Here is a 14,739-nt window from a genome sequence, read left to right on the forward strand (position 1 = left end):
TCGCTCCCAGAACTGAAGCCCCCGGCAGCGCCGGGGGCTTCAGTGACGAGCGGAAGGAGGAACGCCGGGCGCTCCCGAAGCAGGACTAACCCTTGTCGCTGCGGATCTCATCCTCTTCGATGCCGAGGATGGCGAGCTTCCCGCTCTTGCGGTCGGCGAGGTACTCCTTCATCTCCCGCTTGATGACGGGCAGGAGCAGGTAGACGCCCAGCAGGTTCACGAAGCCGCAGACGAACAGGGCGGCATCGGCGAAACTGATGACCTGGCTGAAGGTCAGCACGCAACCGGCAACGGTGAAGAACAGGAAGATGACCTTGAAGATGATCTCCGAGGTCTTGCCGCGGCCGAACAGGAATTCCCAGGCCTTCAGTCCGTAGTAGGACCAGGTGATGAGGGTCGAGTAGGCGAACAGTGCAACGGCAATGGCAAGCACCACGGGGAACCAGGGGAACACGGTGGCGAAGGCGTCCGAGGTGAGGATGACGCCGTCGGGCGTCCCCTCTCCTGCCTGCACCTGGTCGATTCCGGCCTGAAGGCTCGGTGCGCCCGCGATGATGATTGCCAGTGCCGTCATCGTGCAGATGAGCACCGTGTCGACGAGCGGTTCGAAGAGGGCGACGAAGCCCTCGCTGACCGGGCGGCGGGTCTTCACTGCCGAGTGCGCGATCGCGGCGGAGCCGAGCCCTGCCTCGTTGGAGAAGGCTGCACGGGTGAAACCGACGATCATGACGCCGAGGATTCCTCCCGCGATCCCTTCGGGGTTGAAGGCTCCTGCGAAGATCGACGCGATGGCAGCGGGAACCTGTCCGAAGTTCACGAGGATGACGAGCAGGCAGGAGGTGACGTAGACGATGCCCATGGCCGGCACGAGCTTGCTGGTGGTGGCTCCGATGGACTTGATACCACCGAGGATCACCACGGCTACGAGGCCGGCGAGCACGAGGCCGAAGATGAGGGCGGCTCCGGCGCTTCCGAGGAAGCCGTCAGCGCCGCCGGTCACATTCTGCACCTGCGCGAAGGTCTGGTTGGCCTGGAACATGTTGCCGCCGGCCACGCCGAAGATGAGGATGGCGACGGCGAAGATGCCGGTCAGGATCTTCGCGGGGATGGCGCCGAACTTGCTGAAGGCGATGGGGAGGTACTTGAAGGGCCCGCCGCTGACGGACCCGTCCGCGTGGACCTCGCGGTACTTCACACCGAGCGTGCACTCGGCGAATTTCGTCGCCATGCCCAGGAGCCCGGCGAGGATCATCCAGAAGGTGGCTCCCGGGCCGCCGAGGGCCATGGCCGCACCGACACCGGCGATGTTTCCCAGCCCGACCGTCCCCGACAGTGCGGACGTCAGCGCCTGGAAGTGGGGCACCTCCCCCGGGTCGTCCTTCGAGGAGTAGCGGCCGCGTACCACTTCGTACGCGACCTTCAGTCCACGGAACTGGACGAAACCGAAGTAGATCGTGAAGATCACGCCTGCTGCGATGAGCCAGGCCACCACGAACGGGAAGCTTACGTCGCCGATCGTGATGGGGAAGAACACGATCGTGGAAAAGACTTCCGTGATGGGTTCGAACACCGAGTTGATGCCGTTGTCGATCGCTGCGAGCCATCCGACATCCTCGGTGACGCTCGCCATAGGTAGTGCCATGTTATTGCCATCCCTCCAGGGAACCGGTTTCCGTTTGTGTTGGCGATCACATGGTGTGCCCGCCAAAGTTCCAACCATAATGCACCGCTGGGTGCACGGACTGCCGGGGTGCAGGAGTGGCCGGTGATACTTCCCCGTCCTGCCGCTGGATTTCCCGGTTTTTTCTCTCATCCTGACGAACGGGTAAGCTGGGCATGCTCGACGCGGCGAAGGTATCCGCCGCGGCAGCAGGCCCCTGTAGCTCAGTAGGATAGAGCGTCCCTCTCCTAAAGGGAAGGTCGTCGGTTCGATTCCGGCCAGGGGCACCGACGGATAGGCGACGAAAGCGCCTCGGCGCCCCTAGACCTGACTGAGCGCCTCCGGCTCCTCGTCCACCGCAATGTTCTTCTGCACCGCGAACTGCGTCCGGTGCAGCTCTTCGTAGCGTCCGCCCCGCGCCAATAGCTCGTCATGGGTCCCGCGCTGCACGATGCAACCGTCCTCGACCACCAGGATCAGGTCCGCGGTGCGGATGGTGGACAGTCGGTGGGCGATCACCATGGCGGTCCGGCCCTGGAGGGCCTCGCTCAGCGCGGCCTGGACCGCCGCCTCCGACGTCGAATCGAGTGCCGCCGTCGCCTCGTCGAGGATGACGACGCGCGGTTGCGCCAGCAGCAGCCGCGCAATGGTCATGCGCTGCCGCTCTCCGCCGGACAGCCGATAGCCGCGCTCCCCCACCATCGTGTCGAGCTGGTCGGGCAGGGACCTCACCAGCTGCTCGAGCCGTGCGCGGCGCACGGCGTCCCACACCTCATCCTCGGTGGCCTCGGGTCGCGCAAGGCGCAGATTGGAGAGGATGGTCTCGTGGAACAGGTGGCCGTCCTGCGTCACCATCCCCAGGGTGAAGCGCATCGACTCGAACGTCACGTCCCGCACGTCGACGCCGGCCAGGCGCACCGCGCCGCCGTCGACGTCGTACAGCCGGGCCAGGAGCTGGGCGATCGTCGACTTGCCGGCGCCGGAGGTGCCGACCAGGGCCACGGTCTGGCCCGGTTCGATGCGGAAGGAGATTCCGTGCAGCACTTCCTCGCCGCCACGGGTGTCGAGTGTCGCCACTTCCTCGAGCGAGGCCAGCGACACCTTGTCCGCGGAAGGGTAGCCGAAACGGACGTCGTCGAACTCGACGGAGACCGGCCCCGGGGGCACGGAACCGGCACCGGGCTTCTCCTGGATGAGTGGCACCAGGTCGAGGACCTCGAAGACCCTCTCGAAGCTGACGAGTGCGCTCATGATCTCGACGCGCGCATTGGCGAGGCTGGTCAGCGGGGCGTACAGGCGGGTCAGGAGGAGTGCCAGCGTGACCACCTCGCCGGTATCGAGCTGTCCGGCGAGCGCGAGGCTGCCACCGAGCCCGTAGACCAGGGCGAGCGCCAGCGCCGAGACGAGCATCAGCGCGGTGAAGAAGATCCACTGGAGCATTGCCGTCCGGACACCGATGTCACGCACGCGCGCCGCGCGTACCCGGAACTCGTCGGACTCCTCGTCCGGGCGTCCGAACAGCTTGACCAGGGTGGCTCCGGGAGCCGAGAAACGCTCCGTCATCTGGGTGCTCATGGTCGAGTTGTGGTCCGCGGCCTCCCGCCGGAGTGCCGCGAGCCTGCTGCCCATCCGGCGGGCGGGGATGAGGAAGATCGGCAGCATGATGATGGCGAGAACCGTCACCAGCACCGAGGTGCTGAGCATCACGATCAGGGTGAGGATCAGCGCCACGAGGTTGGTGACCACTCCCGAGAGGGTTCCGCTGAATGCCTGCTGGGCGCCGATCACGTCGTTGTTGAGGCGACTTACGAGTGCCCCCGTGCGGGTTCGGGTGAAGAACGCGATGGGCATCTTCTGGACATGGTCGAAGACGGCGGTGCGGAGGTCGAGGATCACCCCCTCGCCGATCCTCGAGGAATACCACCGGGTGATCATCGACACAGCGGCGTCGATAACGGCAACGAGGGCGATGACGGCGGCGAGGCGCACCACCGTGGCCGTCTCGCCGTTGGCGACGATCACATCCACCACCTGACCGGCCAGGACGGGCGTCGCCACTGCAAGGAAGGCCCCCGCCACGGAGAGCACCATGAAGATCGCCAATTGGGCACGGTAGGGCACGGCGAAAGCGACGATCCGTTTCAGCGTCTCCCGGGAGAACTTGTTCCTGCTGTCCTTGGCGGTGGAGATCCGGTACAGGGAGCTCCAGGCCGCGCCTTCCATGCTCATGAAAATTCCTCCAGTTCGAGCTTCCCCAAGCTTAGGCCGGGAAGTGCCGAACCCCGACAGGGCATCCCGGAACAATTAGCGGGGGCGCCGGTGTTCACCTAGGGAGGCCTCGGAGCCCACCCCGGCGAATATCTAAGGAACCCGAACCATGAAGTCACGCCTGTCCGTTCTCGGCGCAACCGCAGCGATCACCCTGGCACTCGCCGGGTGCGCATCGTCCACTCCGTCCCCGTCCGGTGCAGCCGATGGCGGTGGTGAATCAGCGGCGCCGTCGACCCTTCAGCAGATCCAGGACGCCGGCGTCCTGACGGTGGGCACCGAGGGAACCTACAAGCCCTTCAGCTTCCACGAGGACGGGACCGGCGAGCTCACCGGGTACGACGTCGAGGTCATCACCGCAGTGGCGGAAAAGCTCGGGGTGGAGGCGGAGTTCGAGGAGACCCAGTGGGATGCCATCTTCGCCGGGCTGGAAGCCGGCCGTTTCGACGCCGTCGCCAACCAGGTGTCCATCACGGACGAGCGGCAGGAGGCCTACGACTTCTCGGACCCGTACACCGTGAGCAACGGCGTCATCGTGACGAGCGCCGACAACGGTGAGATCACGTCCTTCGAGGACCTCGAGGGCAAGACCACTGCGCAGTCACTCACCAGCAACTGGTACGAGCTCGCCCAGGAGAGCGGCGCCAACGTGGAATCGGTCGAAGGGTGGGCTCAGTCCATCACGCTCCTCCAGCAGGGCCGCGTCGACGCCACCATCAATGACGAACTGACCTACCTCGACTACCAGAAAACCAGCAACGATACCTCGATCAAGGTGGCCGCAGAGACCGAGGAGCAGTCCCTCAGCGCTGTAGCCTTTCGGAAGGGCAGCACCGAACTGGTCGACGCCGTCAATACCGCCCTCGGGGAACTCCGCGCGGATGGAACCCTCGCCGAGATCTCCGAGGAGTATTTCGGAACCGACGTGAGCCAGTAACTTCGGCTGGAACCGTTGGAACTGCTGAAAGGATGAGCACGTGGACTGGGAGCTGTTCCGGAGTTCGTTCTGGCCGATCGTCCGCGGCGGCCTGACCGGAACCATTCCCCTTTCCCTCGCGTCCTTCGTCCTCGGGCTCGCCCTGGCGCTGGTGCTCGCGCTTCTGCGGATCAGCGGCAGGCGCGTCCTCTCGGGGATCGCGCGCGGCTATATCTCGGTGATCCGGGGGACGCCGCTCCTGGTGCAGCTGTTCGTCATCTTCTACGGCCTGCCCTCGATCGGACTGGTGATCGATCCGTGGCCGAGCGCGATCATCGCGTTCTCCCTCAACGTGGCAGGCTATGCGGCGGAGATCCTGCGCGCAGCCGTCCTGTCGGTGCCCAAGGGGCAGTGGGAGGCCGGCCACACGATCGGCATGTCGCGCGCCGTGACACTCCGCCGCGTGATCCTCCCCCAGGCCGCACGTGTCTCGGTTCCGCCGCTGTCCAACACGTTCATCAGCCTGGTCAAGGACACCTCCCTGGCCTCGCTCATCCTGGTCACCGAACTGTTCCGCGAGGCGGAGCAGATCGCCGCGTTCTCGCAGCAGTTCATGATGCTGTACCTGGAGGCCGCACTGGTGTACTGGGTGTTCTGCCTCGTCCTCTCCAGCGGCCAGTCAGTCCTCGAGAAGAGATTGGACCGCTATGTTGCCCGCTGAACCAGACTCGGCACCCCTCCTGACCGTCACGGGACTCGAGAAGTCCTTCGGCAGCAATCAGGTCCTGAAGTCCATCGACCTGTCGGTCCGATCGGGGCAGGTGGTGGCGCTCGTCGGCCCTTCGGGCTCAGGCAAGACCACGGTACTGCGGTGCCTGAATGGACTCGAGGTGCCCGACGGCGGCACCGTCGCCTTCCGGGGCGGACCCGCCGTCGACTTCGGTGCACGAGTGTCCAGGCGGGAAGCACTCTCGCTGCGGGACCGCAGCGCGATGGTCTTCCAGAACTACAACCTCTTCCCGCATCGGACAGTGCTGGAGAACGTGATCGAAGGCCCGGTACAGGTCAAGAAGCGGCCGAGGAAAGACGCGATAGCCGACGCCGAGCGGCTACTGGGACGAGTGGGCCTCGCCGAGAAGAAGGACCAGCATCCCTTCGAGCTGTCCGGCGGACAGCAGCAGCGCGTGGGCATCGTGCGGGCGCTGGCACTGCAGCCGGACCTGCTGCTGTTCGACGAGCCGACGTCCGCCCTGGATCCCGAACTGGTGGGCGAGGTCCTCACGGTGATCAAGGAACTGGCCGAGGAGGACTGGACCATGGTGATCGTCACCCATGAGCTCGCCTTCGCCCGCGAGGTGGCCGACGAGGTGGTGTTCATGGACGGCGGCGTCGTGGTGGAACACGGTCACCCCGACCAGGTGCTCCGCAACCCGGTCCACGAGCGGACCCGCAGGTTCGTTGATCGGCTCCTCAACCCGTTCTAGTGGCACCGAGCCGCATCCGAGCCGTTCCGCCGTATCCGAGCCGTTGCAGCGGCACCGGGACGTCCGACCGGCTCCTCAACCCGCGCCAGCCGCATCCGAGCCCACCCGTCAGGCGCTGATGCGCTCGGGGTGCGAGTAGCAGTTCAGGGTACTGCCACGGCTGAAGCCCACGAGGGTGAGTCCGGCGTCGTCGGCGAGGTCGGCGGCGAGCGACGACGGCGCGCTGACCGCGGCGAGTACCGGTATGCCTGCGAGCTGGGCCTTCTGCACCAGCTCGAAGGACGCCCGCCCGGAGACCTGCAGGATGGTGCCCGCGAGGGGCAGCATCCCTTCCCGCAGGGCCCAGCCCACGACCTTGTCCACCGCGTTGTGGCGTCCCACGTCCTCGCGCAGGCACAACAGCTCGCCGTCGCGGGTGAACAGCCCGGCGGCGTGGACGCCGCCCGTGCGGTCGAACAGCTTCTGGCTTTCCCGCAGGCGATCGGGCAGCCCGGCGAGGACCGACAGCTCCACGCGTGCGGTATCGCCGGTGAGCTCGAACCGTGAGGATTTACGGACCGCGTCGATGGACGCCGTCCCGCAGATCCCGCAGGAACTCGAGGTGTAGACATGGCGTTCCATCGCGGTATCCGGGAGCTGGACGCCGGGACGGAGCTGCGCCTCGACCACGTTGAAGGTCTGCTGCCCGTTGTCGTCCACTCCCGCGCAGTACCGCAGGCTCGGCAGCTGGCCCGGCTCCCACACCACGCCCTCGGACACGAGGAAGCCCGCCACGAGGTCGAAGTCGTCGCCGGGCGTCCGCATGGTGACCGTGAACGCCCGGCCGTCGAGACGGATCTCCAGTGGCTCCTCGCCGGCGAGCACATCCTCGCGGTGCCCCGTGGTGCCGCCCACCCGGAACTTCGTTATGCGGCGGCGCTGCGTCACCCTGTTCATCAACCACTCCTCACCATCGGCCTAAGATGAGGTTAGTTGACTGACCGTACAGTCTGCTCCCAACACGAGGATGTGACGGCCTTGGCATCGAAGGCACCGAAGAACGACATTGACGAATCCCGGATCACCACGGGGAAGCCGAAGACGAAGGCCGTCGGCCTTCCGGCGGTTCTCAACTCCCTGAAGATCTCGATCGACCAGATGGGCCCGCTCCGCAGCGCCCAGACCCTCCTCGCGGTCAACCAGGTCAAGGGCTTCGACTGCATGGGCTGCGCCTGGCCCGAGGGCGACAAGCGGCACACCGCAGAATTCTGCGAGAACGGAGCCAAGGCCGTGGCAGAGGAAGCCACCCGCCGCACCGTTCCCCCGGAGTTCTTCGCCGAGCATTCCATCTCCGACCTGATGTCCCACGACGAGTACTGGCTGGGCCAGCAGGGTCGCCTCACCCACCCGATGCTGCTCGACGCCGGCGCCACCCACTACCGGCCGGTCGGCTGGGACGAGGCGTACTCGGTGATCGTCGAAGAGCTCGCGGCACTGGACAGCCCCGACGAAGCCGTCTTCTACACCTCCGGCAGGACCTCCAATGAGGCGGCCTTCCTGTACCAGCTGATGGTCCGCGGCATCGGTACGAACAACCTGCCCGACTGCTCCAACATGTGCCACGAGTCCTCCGGCTCGGCGCTCGTCGAGACGCTCGGCATCGGCAAAGGCACTGTGTCACTGCACGACGTCGATACCGCGCCCCTGATCATCGTCGCCGGCCAGAACCCGGGCACGAACCACCCGCGTATGCTGACCTCGCTCGAGAAGGCGAAGAAGAACGGCGGGGCGATCGTCGCGATCAACCCGCTGCCCGAGGCCGGGCTGCTGCGCTTCGAGAATCCCCAGAACCCGATGGGCCTGCTGGGGACCCGGTTCGGTGGCGGCACGTCCTTGGCCGATGACTTCCTGCAGATCCGCCTCGGCGGCGACCAGGCGCTGTTCCGCGGACTCGGCAAGCACCTGCTCGAGCAGGAGGAGGCCACCGGCACCGTCTTCGACCACGACTTCATCGCGAAACACACGTTGGGACTCGAGGACTATCTCGAGAGCCTCCGAAGCACGTCCTGGGACGAGATCATCGAGGCGAGCGGCATCAGCAAGGCCGAGATCACCAAGGTGGGCGACCGGATGATCGCCTCCCCCGGCACCATCGTGTGCTGGGCGATGGGCCTCACCCAGCACAAGCACTCCGTCGCCACGCTGCGCGACGTCGTCAACGTGCTCCTGCTGCAGGGCAACGTCGGCAAGCCGGGCGCCGGGGTGTGTCCCGTCCGCGGGCACTCCAACGTGCAGGGCGACCGCACCATGGGCATCTTCGAGCGCATGCCGACGGCGTTCCATGACGCGCTGGATCAGCGCTTCCGCTTCTCCTCACCGCGCCGCCACGGCTTCGACACCGTGGGAGCGATCCGCTCCATGCGCGACGGCGGCGCGAAGGTCTTCATGGCGATGGGCGGAAACTTCGTCCGCGCCACCCCCGACTCGAACGTCACCGACCAGGCGCTGCGCAACACGCGGCTCACCGTGCAGGTCTCCACCAAACTCAACCGCTCGCACCTCATTCCGGGCCGTCGCGCGGTCATCCTTCCCGCGCTCGGCCGCACCGACCGCGATACCCAGGCCGGTGGAGACCAGCGGGTCACCGTCGAGGACTCGATGAGCGCCGTCCATGCCTCCACCGGTCGGCTGAAGCCGGCGAGCACCGAGATGCGCTCGGAGATCGAGATCGTCTGCCAGCTCGCCGACCGGCTCTTCGCCCGGGCGGACAGCCCCTACACCGACAACGCTCCGCAGCTGGACTGGATCGCGGCGCAGGCCGACTACCGCGTGATCCGGGAGCACATCTCCGCTGTCGTTCCGGGGTTCGACGATTTCGAGGCGAAGATCGACAGGCCCGGCGGCTTCGTCCTGCCGAACGGCCCGCGGGACAGTCGGACGTTCACCACCACCACCGGCAAGGCGAACTTTACGGCCAACGAGCTGCAGTACCCGAAGGTCCCCGAAGGACGCCTCCTCCTGCAGACCCTGCGCTCGCACGACCAGTACAACACCACGATCTACGGCAAGGATGACCGCTACCGCGGCATCCACGGCGGCCGACGGGTGGTCCTCGTCCATGCGGATGACCTCGCGGACGCGGGTCTGGTCGACGGAGATTCGGTGCACCTGGTCTCCGAGTGGGCGGACGGCGTCGAACGGCGGGCGGAGAACTTCCGCGCGGTGGCCTATCCCACGCCCCGCGGCTGCGCAGCGGCGTACTATCCGGAGACGAACGTGCTGGTTCCCCTGGATTCCACGGCGGATATCAGCGGTACTCCGACGTCGAAGTCGGTGATCCTCCGGCTGGAGAAAGCAGGAGAGAAGGTGGCGGCTGACGAAGCAGCCGAGGAAGCGCTCGAGCCCGCCGGCTGATGGAAGCCGGCGCCGCGGCTGACACGCTGGGAATGCGCGAACGCCCGGCGAACGACGAACGCCCCGGTTTCATCTCCGGGGCGTTCGTCGTTCTCTGGAACGCCCACCGGCTCGCGGCCCTTCCGGCCCCCGGTCAGCGTCCTGACGTACCCAGCTAAGGTACCCGGCTAACGTACCCAGGGGAGCCTGACCGCCGGCACCGGCTGGTCGACGGTGCAGCCCTCGGCCGGCACCACCAGGACGCCGTCCGCCGATGCGAGACCGCGGAGCATCCCTGAGCGCTGGTGACCGCTGGGCATCGCGCGGCCCTCGGCCCAGTGGAACGGGACAAGGCGGCTACGCCCCTCCAGGGGCTCGAACTGCTCGCCGCACAGCACCTGCTGGGGTTCCTCCAGCGGAGCCCCCCGCAGCCCGGCCAGCAGGGGACCCACCACGGTCAGCATCGCCATCATCGCCGCCAGGGGGTTCCCCGGCAGTCCCACGAGGAACCGCCCGTCCGGCAGCTTGGCCAGCAACGTGGGATGGCCCGGCCGCATGGCGATGCCGTCGATGATCATCTCGGCGTCGAGCACTGTGAGGGCCCGGCGGATATGGTCCGCCGAGGAACTTCCCGTGCCGCCGGTGGTGATGAGTACGTCTCCGGAGGCCCTCGCCAGCGAGAACCCGTCGGTGGCTTCCGCGCTGATGGCGGCAACGACGTCGTCGAGGTCGTCCTTGGCCCGTCCCGCGACGTCGACGTGTCCGCCCAGCATCGCCACGAAGGCCGGCAGTTGCGGCCCGAAGGTGTCGCGCACCTGGCCCGCATGCGGCAGGCCCGCCTCGATCACCTCGTCCCCGGTCATCAGGAGTGACACCCGGGGCGCGCGCAGCACCGCGAGGGTGTCGTGGCCGCACACCGCCGCGAGGGCGATCTGCGCCGGGTTGAGGACAACTCCGGCCGGGATGGCCTCGATGTCCTTCTCCGCCTCCTCGCCGGCGGGCCGGATGTGCTCGCCGCGGACCGGCTCGTCCGGTCGTGCTGCTTCGTTCCTGTCGAGCAGGTCGCCGCGGATCTGGCCGTGCTCGGTCCGCAGGACGCCGTCGGTGTCGCCCGGGACCACGCCCCCGGTGAGGATGAAGGTTGCCTGGCCCGGCTCGAGTGCCACCGAGCCGGAATCGCTGTGCGGAGCCGGCCGGCGCCACGGGTGGTCCTCGTGCACCTCGGGGCTGACGAGGGTCCACGGCGGCGGGCCGCTGACGGCCCAACCGTCCATGGCCGAGGAAGCGTAGTGCGGAATCGGCTGGAGGGGGGAGACCGCCTCGGCGAGCGTCTGCCCGAGCGCGTCGGCGAGGGTCACCGTCTGATGGGGCAGCGGGCGGGCGGCGTCGTGCGCCGCCTCCCGTGCAGTTCCCCAGTCGAGGTTCCGGTTCCCACCAGCTTCGCTCACGCCGTCGTCTCCTGGCCGGCGGGCGGGCACTGCGCATCCGCCAGCCCGATGGCCGAGCGCATGGCGGTCTCCTCCCCGGCCTGCCCGGTTCCCACAGCGAGGCCTGCCGCGTATCCGGCGATGAAGGTGGTCAGGGGCGCCGCCGGGCGCACCACGCCATGGGCGGCCTTTCCGGCCAGGGCCAGGACGGCGTCGATGTCCACCGTCGAATCCTCGAGCTCATAGGCCTTCAGCAGCCTGGCGCACCACTCGGTCAACAATTTTTCGCGCTCGTCCATCTGTGCCCTCCGGGGTCTCCTCGACGACGTCGACGCCCAGGGCGCGTGCATCGTCCCACGTGTCGACGTCGAGCGTTGTGCCCGGCGGAACCGGGACTTCTCTGGTGCTCACCCTAGCAAGGAGCTTCTTCATCGACAGATTCGCGGCCCCGCCCGTAGTGGCTGTGCCCGCGACGGCAGCCTCGAGAGCCTCCCGCCGGTACAGGGCCGCAAGGGGCTGGGTCCTGCCCGCATCGTCGGCGACGACCGACACCGACGGATCCCGGGCGACGGCGGCAAGCAGGAGCTCCAGGAGCTGTCCGGCGCGCGGCATGTCGCAGGCCAGCACGGCCAGCCAGGCCGGTGAGCTGTCGGCGGGGCCGAGTGCGCCGGGTGTGGTCAGGGCTGCGGCAAGCGCAGCGGCGGGACCCGCGAAGGGCGGATCCTCGCGCACCACGCGCAGCTCGGGGCCCCCGGTGCCGAGCAGTTCCGTCATTGTTCCCGGAACCGCCGAGTTCGGCCCGACGATGACGATCCGGTCTGCATCGGCCACAGCGCGGCAGGTGATCTCGAGGAGCGACCGACCCTCGACCGTGAGGTTCGCCTTCGGGACTCCGCCGAGCCGTGAGGAGCGCCCCCCGGCCAGGACGACGGCGTCGAACCGGATCCGCGGAAAGCTCACGCGGCCCACTCGGTGAGGAACTCACTCCACTGCGGCGCAGGCTTCTCGAGCTCCCGCAGCTGCCACAGGGGCCCACGGGGCGGCAGCGGCACGGTCCGCAGGCTCCAGCCGAGGCTCACGAGAGTCTTGTCACCCTTCGCATTGTTGCAACGGAGGCAGCAGGCCACGAGGTTCTCCCAGGTATCCGACCCCCCGCGTGAGCGCGGGTACACGTGGTCGATGGTGGTGGCCGTCTTGCCGCAGTAGGCGCACAGGTGGTTGTCCCGCCGGAGAACGCCCCTTCGGGTGGCAGTGACATCGTGCCGGTAGGGGATCTTGACGTACCGGTGGAGGAGGATCACGGAGGGGCGTCCCAGCACTTCATTGGGGCCGATCACCGGGTCGTCGTCTTCGGCGACCACGCTCGCCTTGCCCGTCAGCACAAGCACCAGCGCCCGGCGGAAGGTGACGACCGCCAGCGGTTCATATCCTGCATTCAGAACGAGAGTGCGCATGCACGGGCCTCTTTGCGACTACGTCCCGAGAACCGGTTGCCGTCCCGCGCTCAGGAGAAGTTCTCCGAATTGACAATGCTAGGGTAAGCCGCCGGGCGCTGTCAGGCGAATCCGCGGCCGGCCGCCGGCTTCAGCCGCCCGCCGGACGTCCGCTCCCGCCGTCGTCCCAGCCCTGCTGGGGTGTTGCACAGGTTTCACGGAACACGTACTGCGAGGGCAGCTTGCGCTCGGAGCTCGACCAGTCGATGGCCGGACGGCGCTGCCCTCGGGAAGGTAACCGAGCCGGTAGACGGCCATCAGTTCGAGCTCGTCGGGAACTGCCAGGAGTCCGGCGATCTGTTCCCACCTGCCGGGCACCTCCATCGGGAAGGAGATGAACTGGATGCCCATGCCGAGCTCCACTGTGGTCAGCCAGATGTTCTCCATCGCCGCCCCCATGCTGAACACCGAATAGAAGGCGGACAGCTCGCCGGGCCGGTATTCGGAGCGGTCCAGCAGGACTCCGAGCAGAAGAGGAGAACCGGCGACGAGTCGCCGGTTCTCCTCGCCCAGCTTCTGCGGCACGCGGAGCGCGTTCATCATCCTCTGCCCGCGCCGCGTGAACACCTGTCTGGTGAAAGGCCTGAGCTGGGGCGGCAACCGGTCGAAGAGCATACCGTCCCGCCGCGTGGCCATTTCCTCGGCGCTGAAGCGGAAGTAGGGCTTGTACCGCTCGAAGAACGTGCCGTTGGACATCGCGGCCGTCATGCTGCCGCCGCTGATGGACGCCACTTCCTCGATGGTGGCGCGGTCCTCGATCACCACGAACCGCCACGGCTGGCTGTTGAGCTGCGAGGGGGCCCGGCCCGCCACCTCCATCAGGAGCCGCTGGTGGGCTTCGCTGACCGGTGTGGGCAGGAACGGCCCGTTCGTCGTCTTCCGCCGTCGAACAACATCAAGGAACTCCATGTTCAACCCCCATGTCCTACGTCCACGTCCGAGTCCACGTCCGACCTCCAGACCCGCACCAGCGCAGCCGCGTAGAAGGGCGCAGCCGCGAGCGCCACCGCCGGATGACGGCGGCCAGAGGTACCGGCGAAAGGGATGACTGCCAGCGGAAGGACGGCCGGGGCCAACGCACCACAGATACGCCTGCCGTGCGGGTCGGCTGCTGCGGCGAGCATCGCCACAGCAGTGGTCAGACACGTCCCTACGTAGAGCAGATGGTGCACCCACCGGATCCGCGAGGTGTCGATCAACCCGAACAGGACGGCGGTGCCGAGCGCTGCGTTTCCCGCATAGGATCCCACCGCGGCGCTGACCGCGGCGCGGGTTGTCCCGCACGTGGCTGTGCCCTGCGCGGATGCGTGCCGTTGCCGTCCCACGGTTCGATCGTATGCGCCGTCCTAGGCCGGCGCGCCCACCGAGACGAAGACATGGGCAGCGACCTCGGGCGGCAGTTCGAGTGCACCCTCGACCCCGGGCACCCGCACCGACACGTACCCGCCCACCGACTCGAGGCTCAGGGACGCTCCGGGGCGCAACCCGCCCTCGTCCAGCTGGGTGAGCAGTTCGGGATCCACCTGGATTGGCTCCGCCAGACGCAGGAGGGTGACCCGGGAGCCGGTGCTGTACGTCTCCATGGCCGCCAGCAGGGTCACGACACCGTCGGTGAGGAAATCCGTCGACACTCCACCCAACGCCTCGAGGCCCGGGATGGGATTGCCGTACGGCGACTGTGTGGGCTGGCCGAGCAGCTCGTACAGGCGGCGCTCCACGCGTTCGCTCATGACGTGCTCCCAGCGGCAGGCCTCGTCGTGGACGTACGCCCAGTCGAGTCCGATGACGTCACTCAGCAGCCGTTCCGCAAGGCGGTGCTTCCTCATGACCTCGGTTGCCCGGCGCCGTCCGAGTTCGGTGAGCTCGAGGTGCCGGTCCCCCGAGACGACCACGAGTCCGTCGCGTTCCATCCGCCCGATCGTCTGCGAGACAGTGGGTCCGGAGTGGCGGAGCCGCTCCGCGATCCGCGCCCGCAAGGCAACGATGCTTTCTTCCTCGAGCTCGAGGATGGTCCGCAGGTACATCTCGGTCGTATCGATGAGATCCGTCATGCGGTTCAACTCCTTGATGCAGTGCGGGGTGCGGGACGGAAGGCCAGCGCCCCCTCCCAAGGTTAACC

Annotated in this window: 14 protein-coding genes, 1 tRNA gene and 1 pseudogene; 6 read left to right on the forward strand and 10 right to left on the reverse strand. The window is 67.5% G+C overall.

Annotation, left to right across the window (positions count from 1 at the left end; all coding sequences use genetic code 11):
• Window positions 1-85: 85 nt before the first annotated feature.
• Window positions 86-1,642, reverse strand: coding sequence for an alanine/glycine:cation symporter family protein (locus IWX75_RS14820; protein WP_334684377.1), 1,557 nt, complete (start codon window positions 1,640-1,642; stop codon window positions 86-88).
• A 231-nt stretch (window positions 1,643-1,873) separates the two neighbouring features.
• Here IWX75_RS14820 and IWX75_RS14825 point away from each other — a divergent pair.
• Window positions 1,874-1,947, forward strand: a tRNA-Arg gene (locus tag IWX75_RS14825).
• A gap of 34 nt (window positions 1,948-1,981) precedes the next feature.
• Here the strand turns inward: IWX75_RS14825 and IWX75_RS14830 are convergent.
• A complete protein-coding gene (locus IWX75_RS14830) occupies window positions 1,982-3,889 on the reverse strand; it encodes an ABC transporter ATP-binding protein (RefSeq protein WP_196823028.1) in 1,908 nt (635 codons plus the stop codon).
• Between the two features lie 148 nt (window positions 3,890-4,037).
• Between IWX75_RS14830 and IWX75_RS14835 the strand changes: the two genes are divergently transcribed.
• Genes IWX75_RS14835 through IWX75_RS14845 form a run of 3 tightly spaced genes read left to right on the forward strand, consistent with a single transcriptional unit; the run spans window position 4,038 to window position 6,328 of the window.
• The gene (locus IWX75_RS14835) at window positions 4,038-4,865 is read left to right on the forward strand and encodes an amino acid ABC transporter substrate-binding protein (protein ID WP_196823029.1); all 828 of its coding nucleotides are present in this window, start codon (window positions 4,038-4,040) and stop codon (window positions 4,863-4,865) included.
• 40 nt (window positions 4,866-4,905) lie between these two features.
• Complete coding sequence (locus IWX75_RS14840; protein WP_196823030.1) at window positions 4,906-5,565, forward strand: amino acid ABC transporter permease; 660 nt, start codon at window positions 4,906-4,908, stop codon at window positions 5,563-5,565.
• Window positions 5,552-6,328 carry an amino acid ABC transporter ATP-binding protein gene (locus tag IWX75_RS14845; protein ID WP_196823031.1) on the forward strand — a complete coding sequence of 259 codons (777 nt, stop codon included), beginning with the start codon at window positions 5,552-5,554 and terminating at the stop codon, window positions 6,326-6,328. The genes IWX75_RS14840 and IWX75_RS14845 overlap by 14 nt, the downstream gene beginning before the upstream one ends.
• Before the next feature lie 108 nt (window positions 6,329-6,436).
• Here the strand turns inward: IWX75_RS14845 and fdhD are convergent, their stop codons facing one another.
• Window positions 6,437-7,264: a formate dehydrogenase accessory sulfurtransferase FdhD gene (gene fdhD, locus IWX75_RS14850; protein ID WP_196823032.1), complete on the reverse strand. Its 828-nt coding sequence runs from the start codon at window positions 7,262-7,264 to the stop codon at window positions 6,437-6,439.
• Between the two features lie 81 nt (window positions 7,265-7,345).
• On the opposite strand from fdhD, the gene IWX75_RS14855 reads away from it, so the two are divergent.
• A complete protein-coding gene (locus IWX75_RS14855) occupies window positions 7,346-9,721 on the forward strand; it encodes an FdhF/YdeP family oxidoreductase (protein WP_196823033.1) in 2,376 nt (791 codons plus the stop codon).
• Between the two features lie 32 nt (window positions 9,722-9,753).
• A complete protein-coding gene (locus IWX75_RS14860) occupies window positions 9,754-9,879 on the forward strand; it encodes a hypothetical protein (protein ID WP_334684378.1) in 126 nt (41 codons plus the stop codon).
• 9 nt (window positions 9,880-9,888) lie between these two features.
• On the opposite strand, the gene IWX75_RS14865 is transcribed toward IWX75_RS14860, so the two are convergent.
• The 7 genes and pseudogenes from IWX75_RS14865 to IWX75_RS14890 form a co-directional block, all read right to left on the reverse strand.
• Window positions 9,889-11,148 carry a molybdopterin molybdotransferase MoeA gene (locus tag IWX75_RS14865; protein WP_196823035.1) on the reverse strand — a complete coding sequence of 420 codons (1,260 nt, stop codon included), beginning with the start codon at window positions 11,146-11,148 and terminating at the stop codon, window positions 9,889-9,891.
• Window positions 11,145-11,405, reverse strand: a complete 261-nt coding sequence (locus IWX75_RS17770) for a DUF6457 domain-containing protein (protein ID WP_334684379.1) — start codon at window positions 11,403-11,405, stop codon at window positions 11,145-11,147. Before IWX75_RS17770 ends, IWX75_RS14865 begins: the two co-directional genes overlap by 4 nt.
• On the reverse strand, window positions 11,368-12,087 hold the full coding sequence (gene mobA / locus IWX75_RS14870) for a molybdenum cofactor guanylyltransferase (RefSeq protein ID WP_334684380.1): 720 nt from the start codon (window positions 12,085-12,087) through the stop codon (window positions 11,368-11,370). Before mobA ends, IWX75_RS17770 begins: the two co-directional genes overlap by 38 nt.
• On the reverse strand, window positions 12,084-12,581 hold the full coding sequence (locus tag IWX75_RS14875; protein WP_196823036.1) for an HNH endonuclease: 498 nt from the start codon (window positions 12,579-12,581) through the stop codon (window positions 12,084-12,086). The genes mobA and IWX75_RS14875 overlap by 4 nt, the downstream gene beginning before the upstream one ends.
• A 130-nt stretch (window positions 12,582-12,711) precedes the next feature.
• Window positions 12,712-13,529, reverse strand: a pseudogene (locus tag IWX75_RS14880) (nitroreductase family protein).
• A 2-nt stretch (window positions 13,530-13,531) separates the two neighbouring features.
• Window positions 13,532-13,945, reverse strand: coding sequence for a hypothetical protein (locus IWX75_RS14885; RefSeq protein ID WP_334684381.1), 414 nt, complete (start codon window positions 13,943-13,945; stop codon window positions 13,532-13,534).
• A 21-nt stretch (window positions 13,946-13,966) separates the two neighbouring features.
• The gene (locus IWX75_RS14890; RefSeq protein ID WP_196823037.1) at window positions 13,967-14,671 is read right to left on the reverse strand and encodes a metal-dependent transcriptional regulator; all 705 of its coding nucleotides are present in this window, start codon (window positions 14,669-14,671) and stop codon (window positions 13,967-13,969) included.
• Window positions 14,672-14,739: the final 68 nt, after the last annotated feature.

It is taken from the genome of Arthrobacter sp. CAN_A6 (assembly GCF_015751715.1).
Lineage (GTDB): Bacteria > Actinomycetota > Actinomycetes > Actinomycetales > Micrococcaceae > Arthrobacter_D.

Bases quoted from the DNA above. Each gene is read 5' to 3' on its own strand.
- IWX75_RS14820 (WP_334684377.1), bottom strand. From the start codon at position 1,642: ATGGCACTACCTATGGCGAGCGTCACCGAGGATGTCGGATGGCTCGCA.
- IWX75_RS14830 (WP_196823028.1), bottom strand. From the start codon at position 3,889: ATGAGCATGGAAGGCGCGGCCTGGAGCTCCCTGTACCGGATCTCCACC.
- IWX75_RS14835 (WP_196823029.1), top strand. From the start codon at position 4,038: ATGAAGTCACGCCTGTCCGTTCTCGGCGCAACCGCAGCGATCACCCTG.
- IWX75_RS14845 (WP_196823031.1), top strand. From the start codon at position 5,552: ATGTTGCCCGCTGAACCAGACTCGGCACCCCTCCTGACCGTCACGGGA.
- fdhD (WP_196823032.1), bottom strand. From the start codon at position 7,264: ATGAACAGGGTGACGCAGCGCCGCCGCATAACGAAGTTCCGGGTGGGC.
- IWX75_RS14860 (WP_334684378.1), top strand. From the start codon at position 9,754: ATGCGCGAACGCCCGGCGAACGACGAACGCCCCGGTTTCATCTCCGGG.
- IWX75_RS14875 (WP_196823036.1), bottom strand. From the start codon at position 12,581: ATGCGCACTCTCGTTCTGAATGCAGGATATGAACCGCTGGCGGTCGTC.
- IWX75_RS14890 (WP_196823037.1), bottom strand. From the start codon at position 14,671: ATGACGGATCTCATCGATACGACCGAGATGTACCTGCGGACCATCCTC.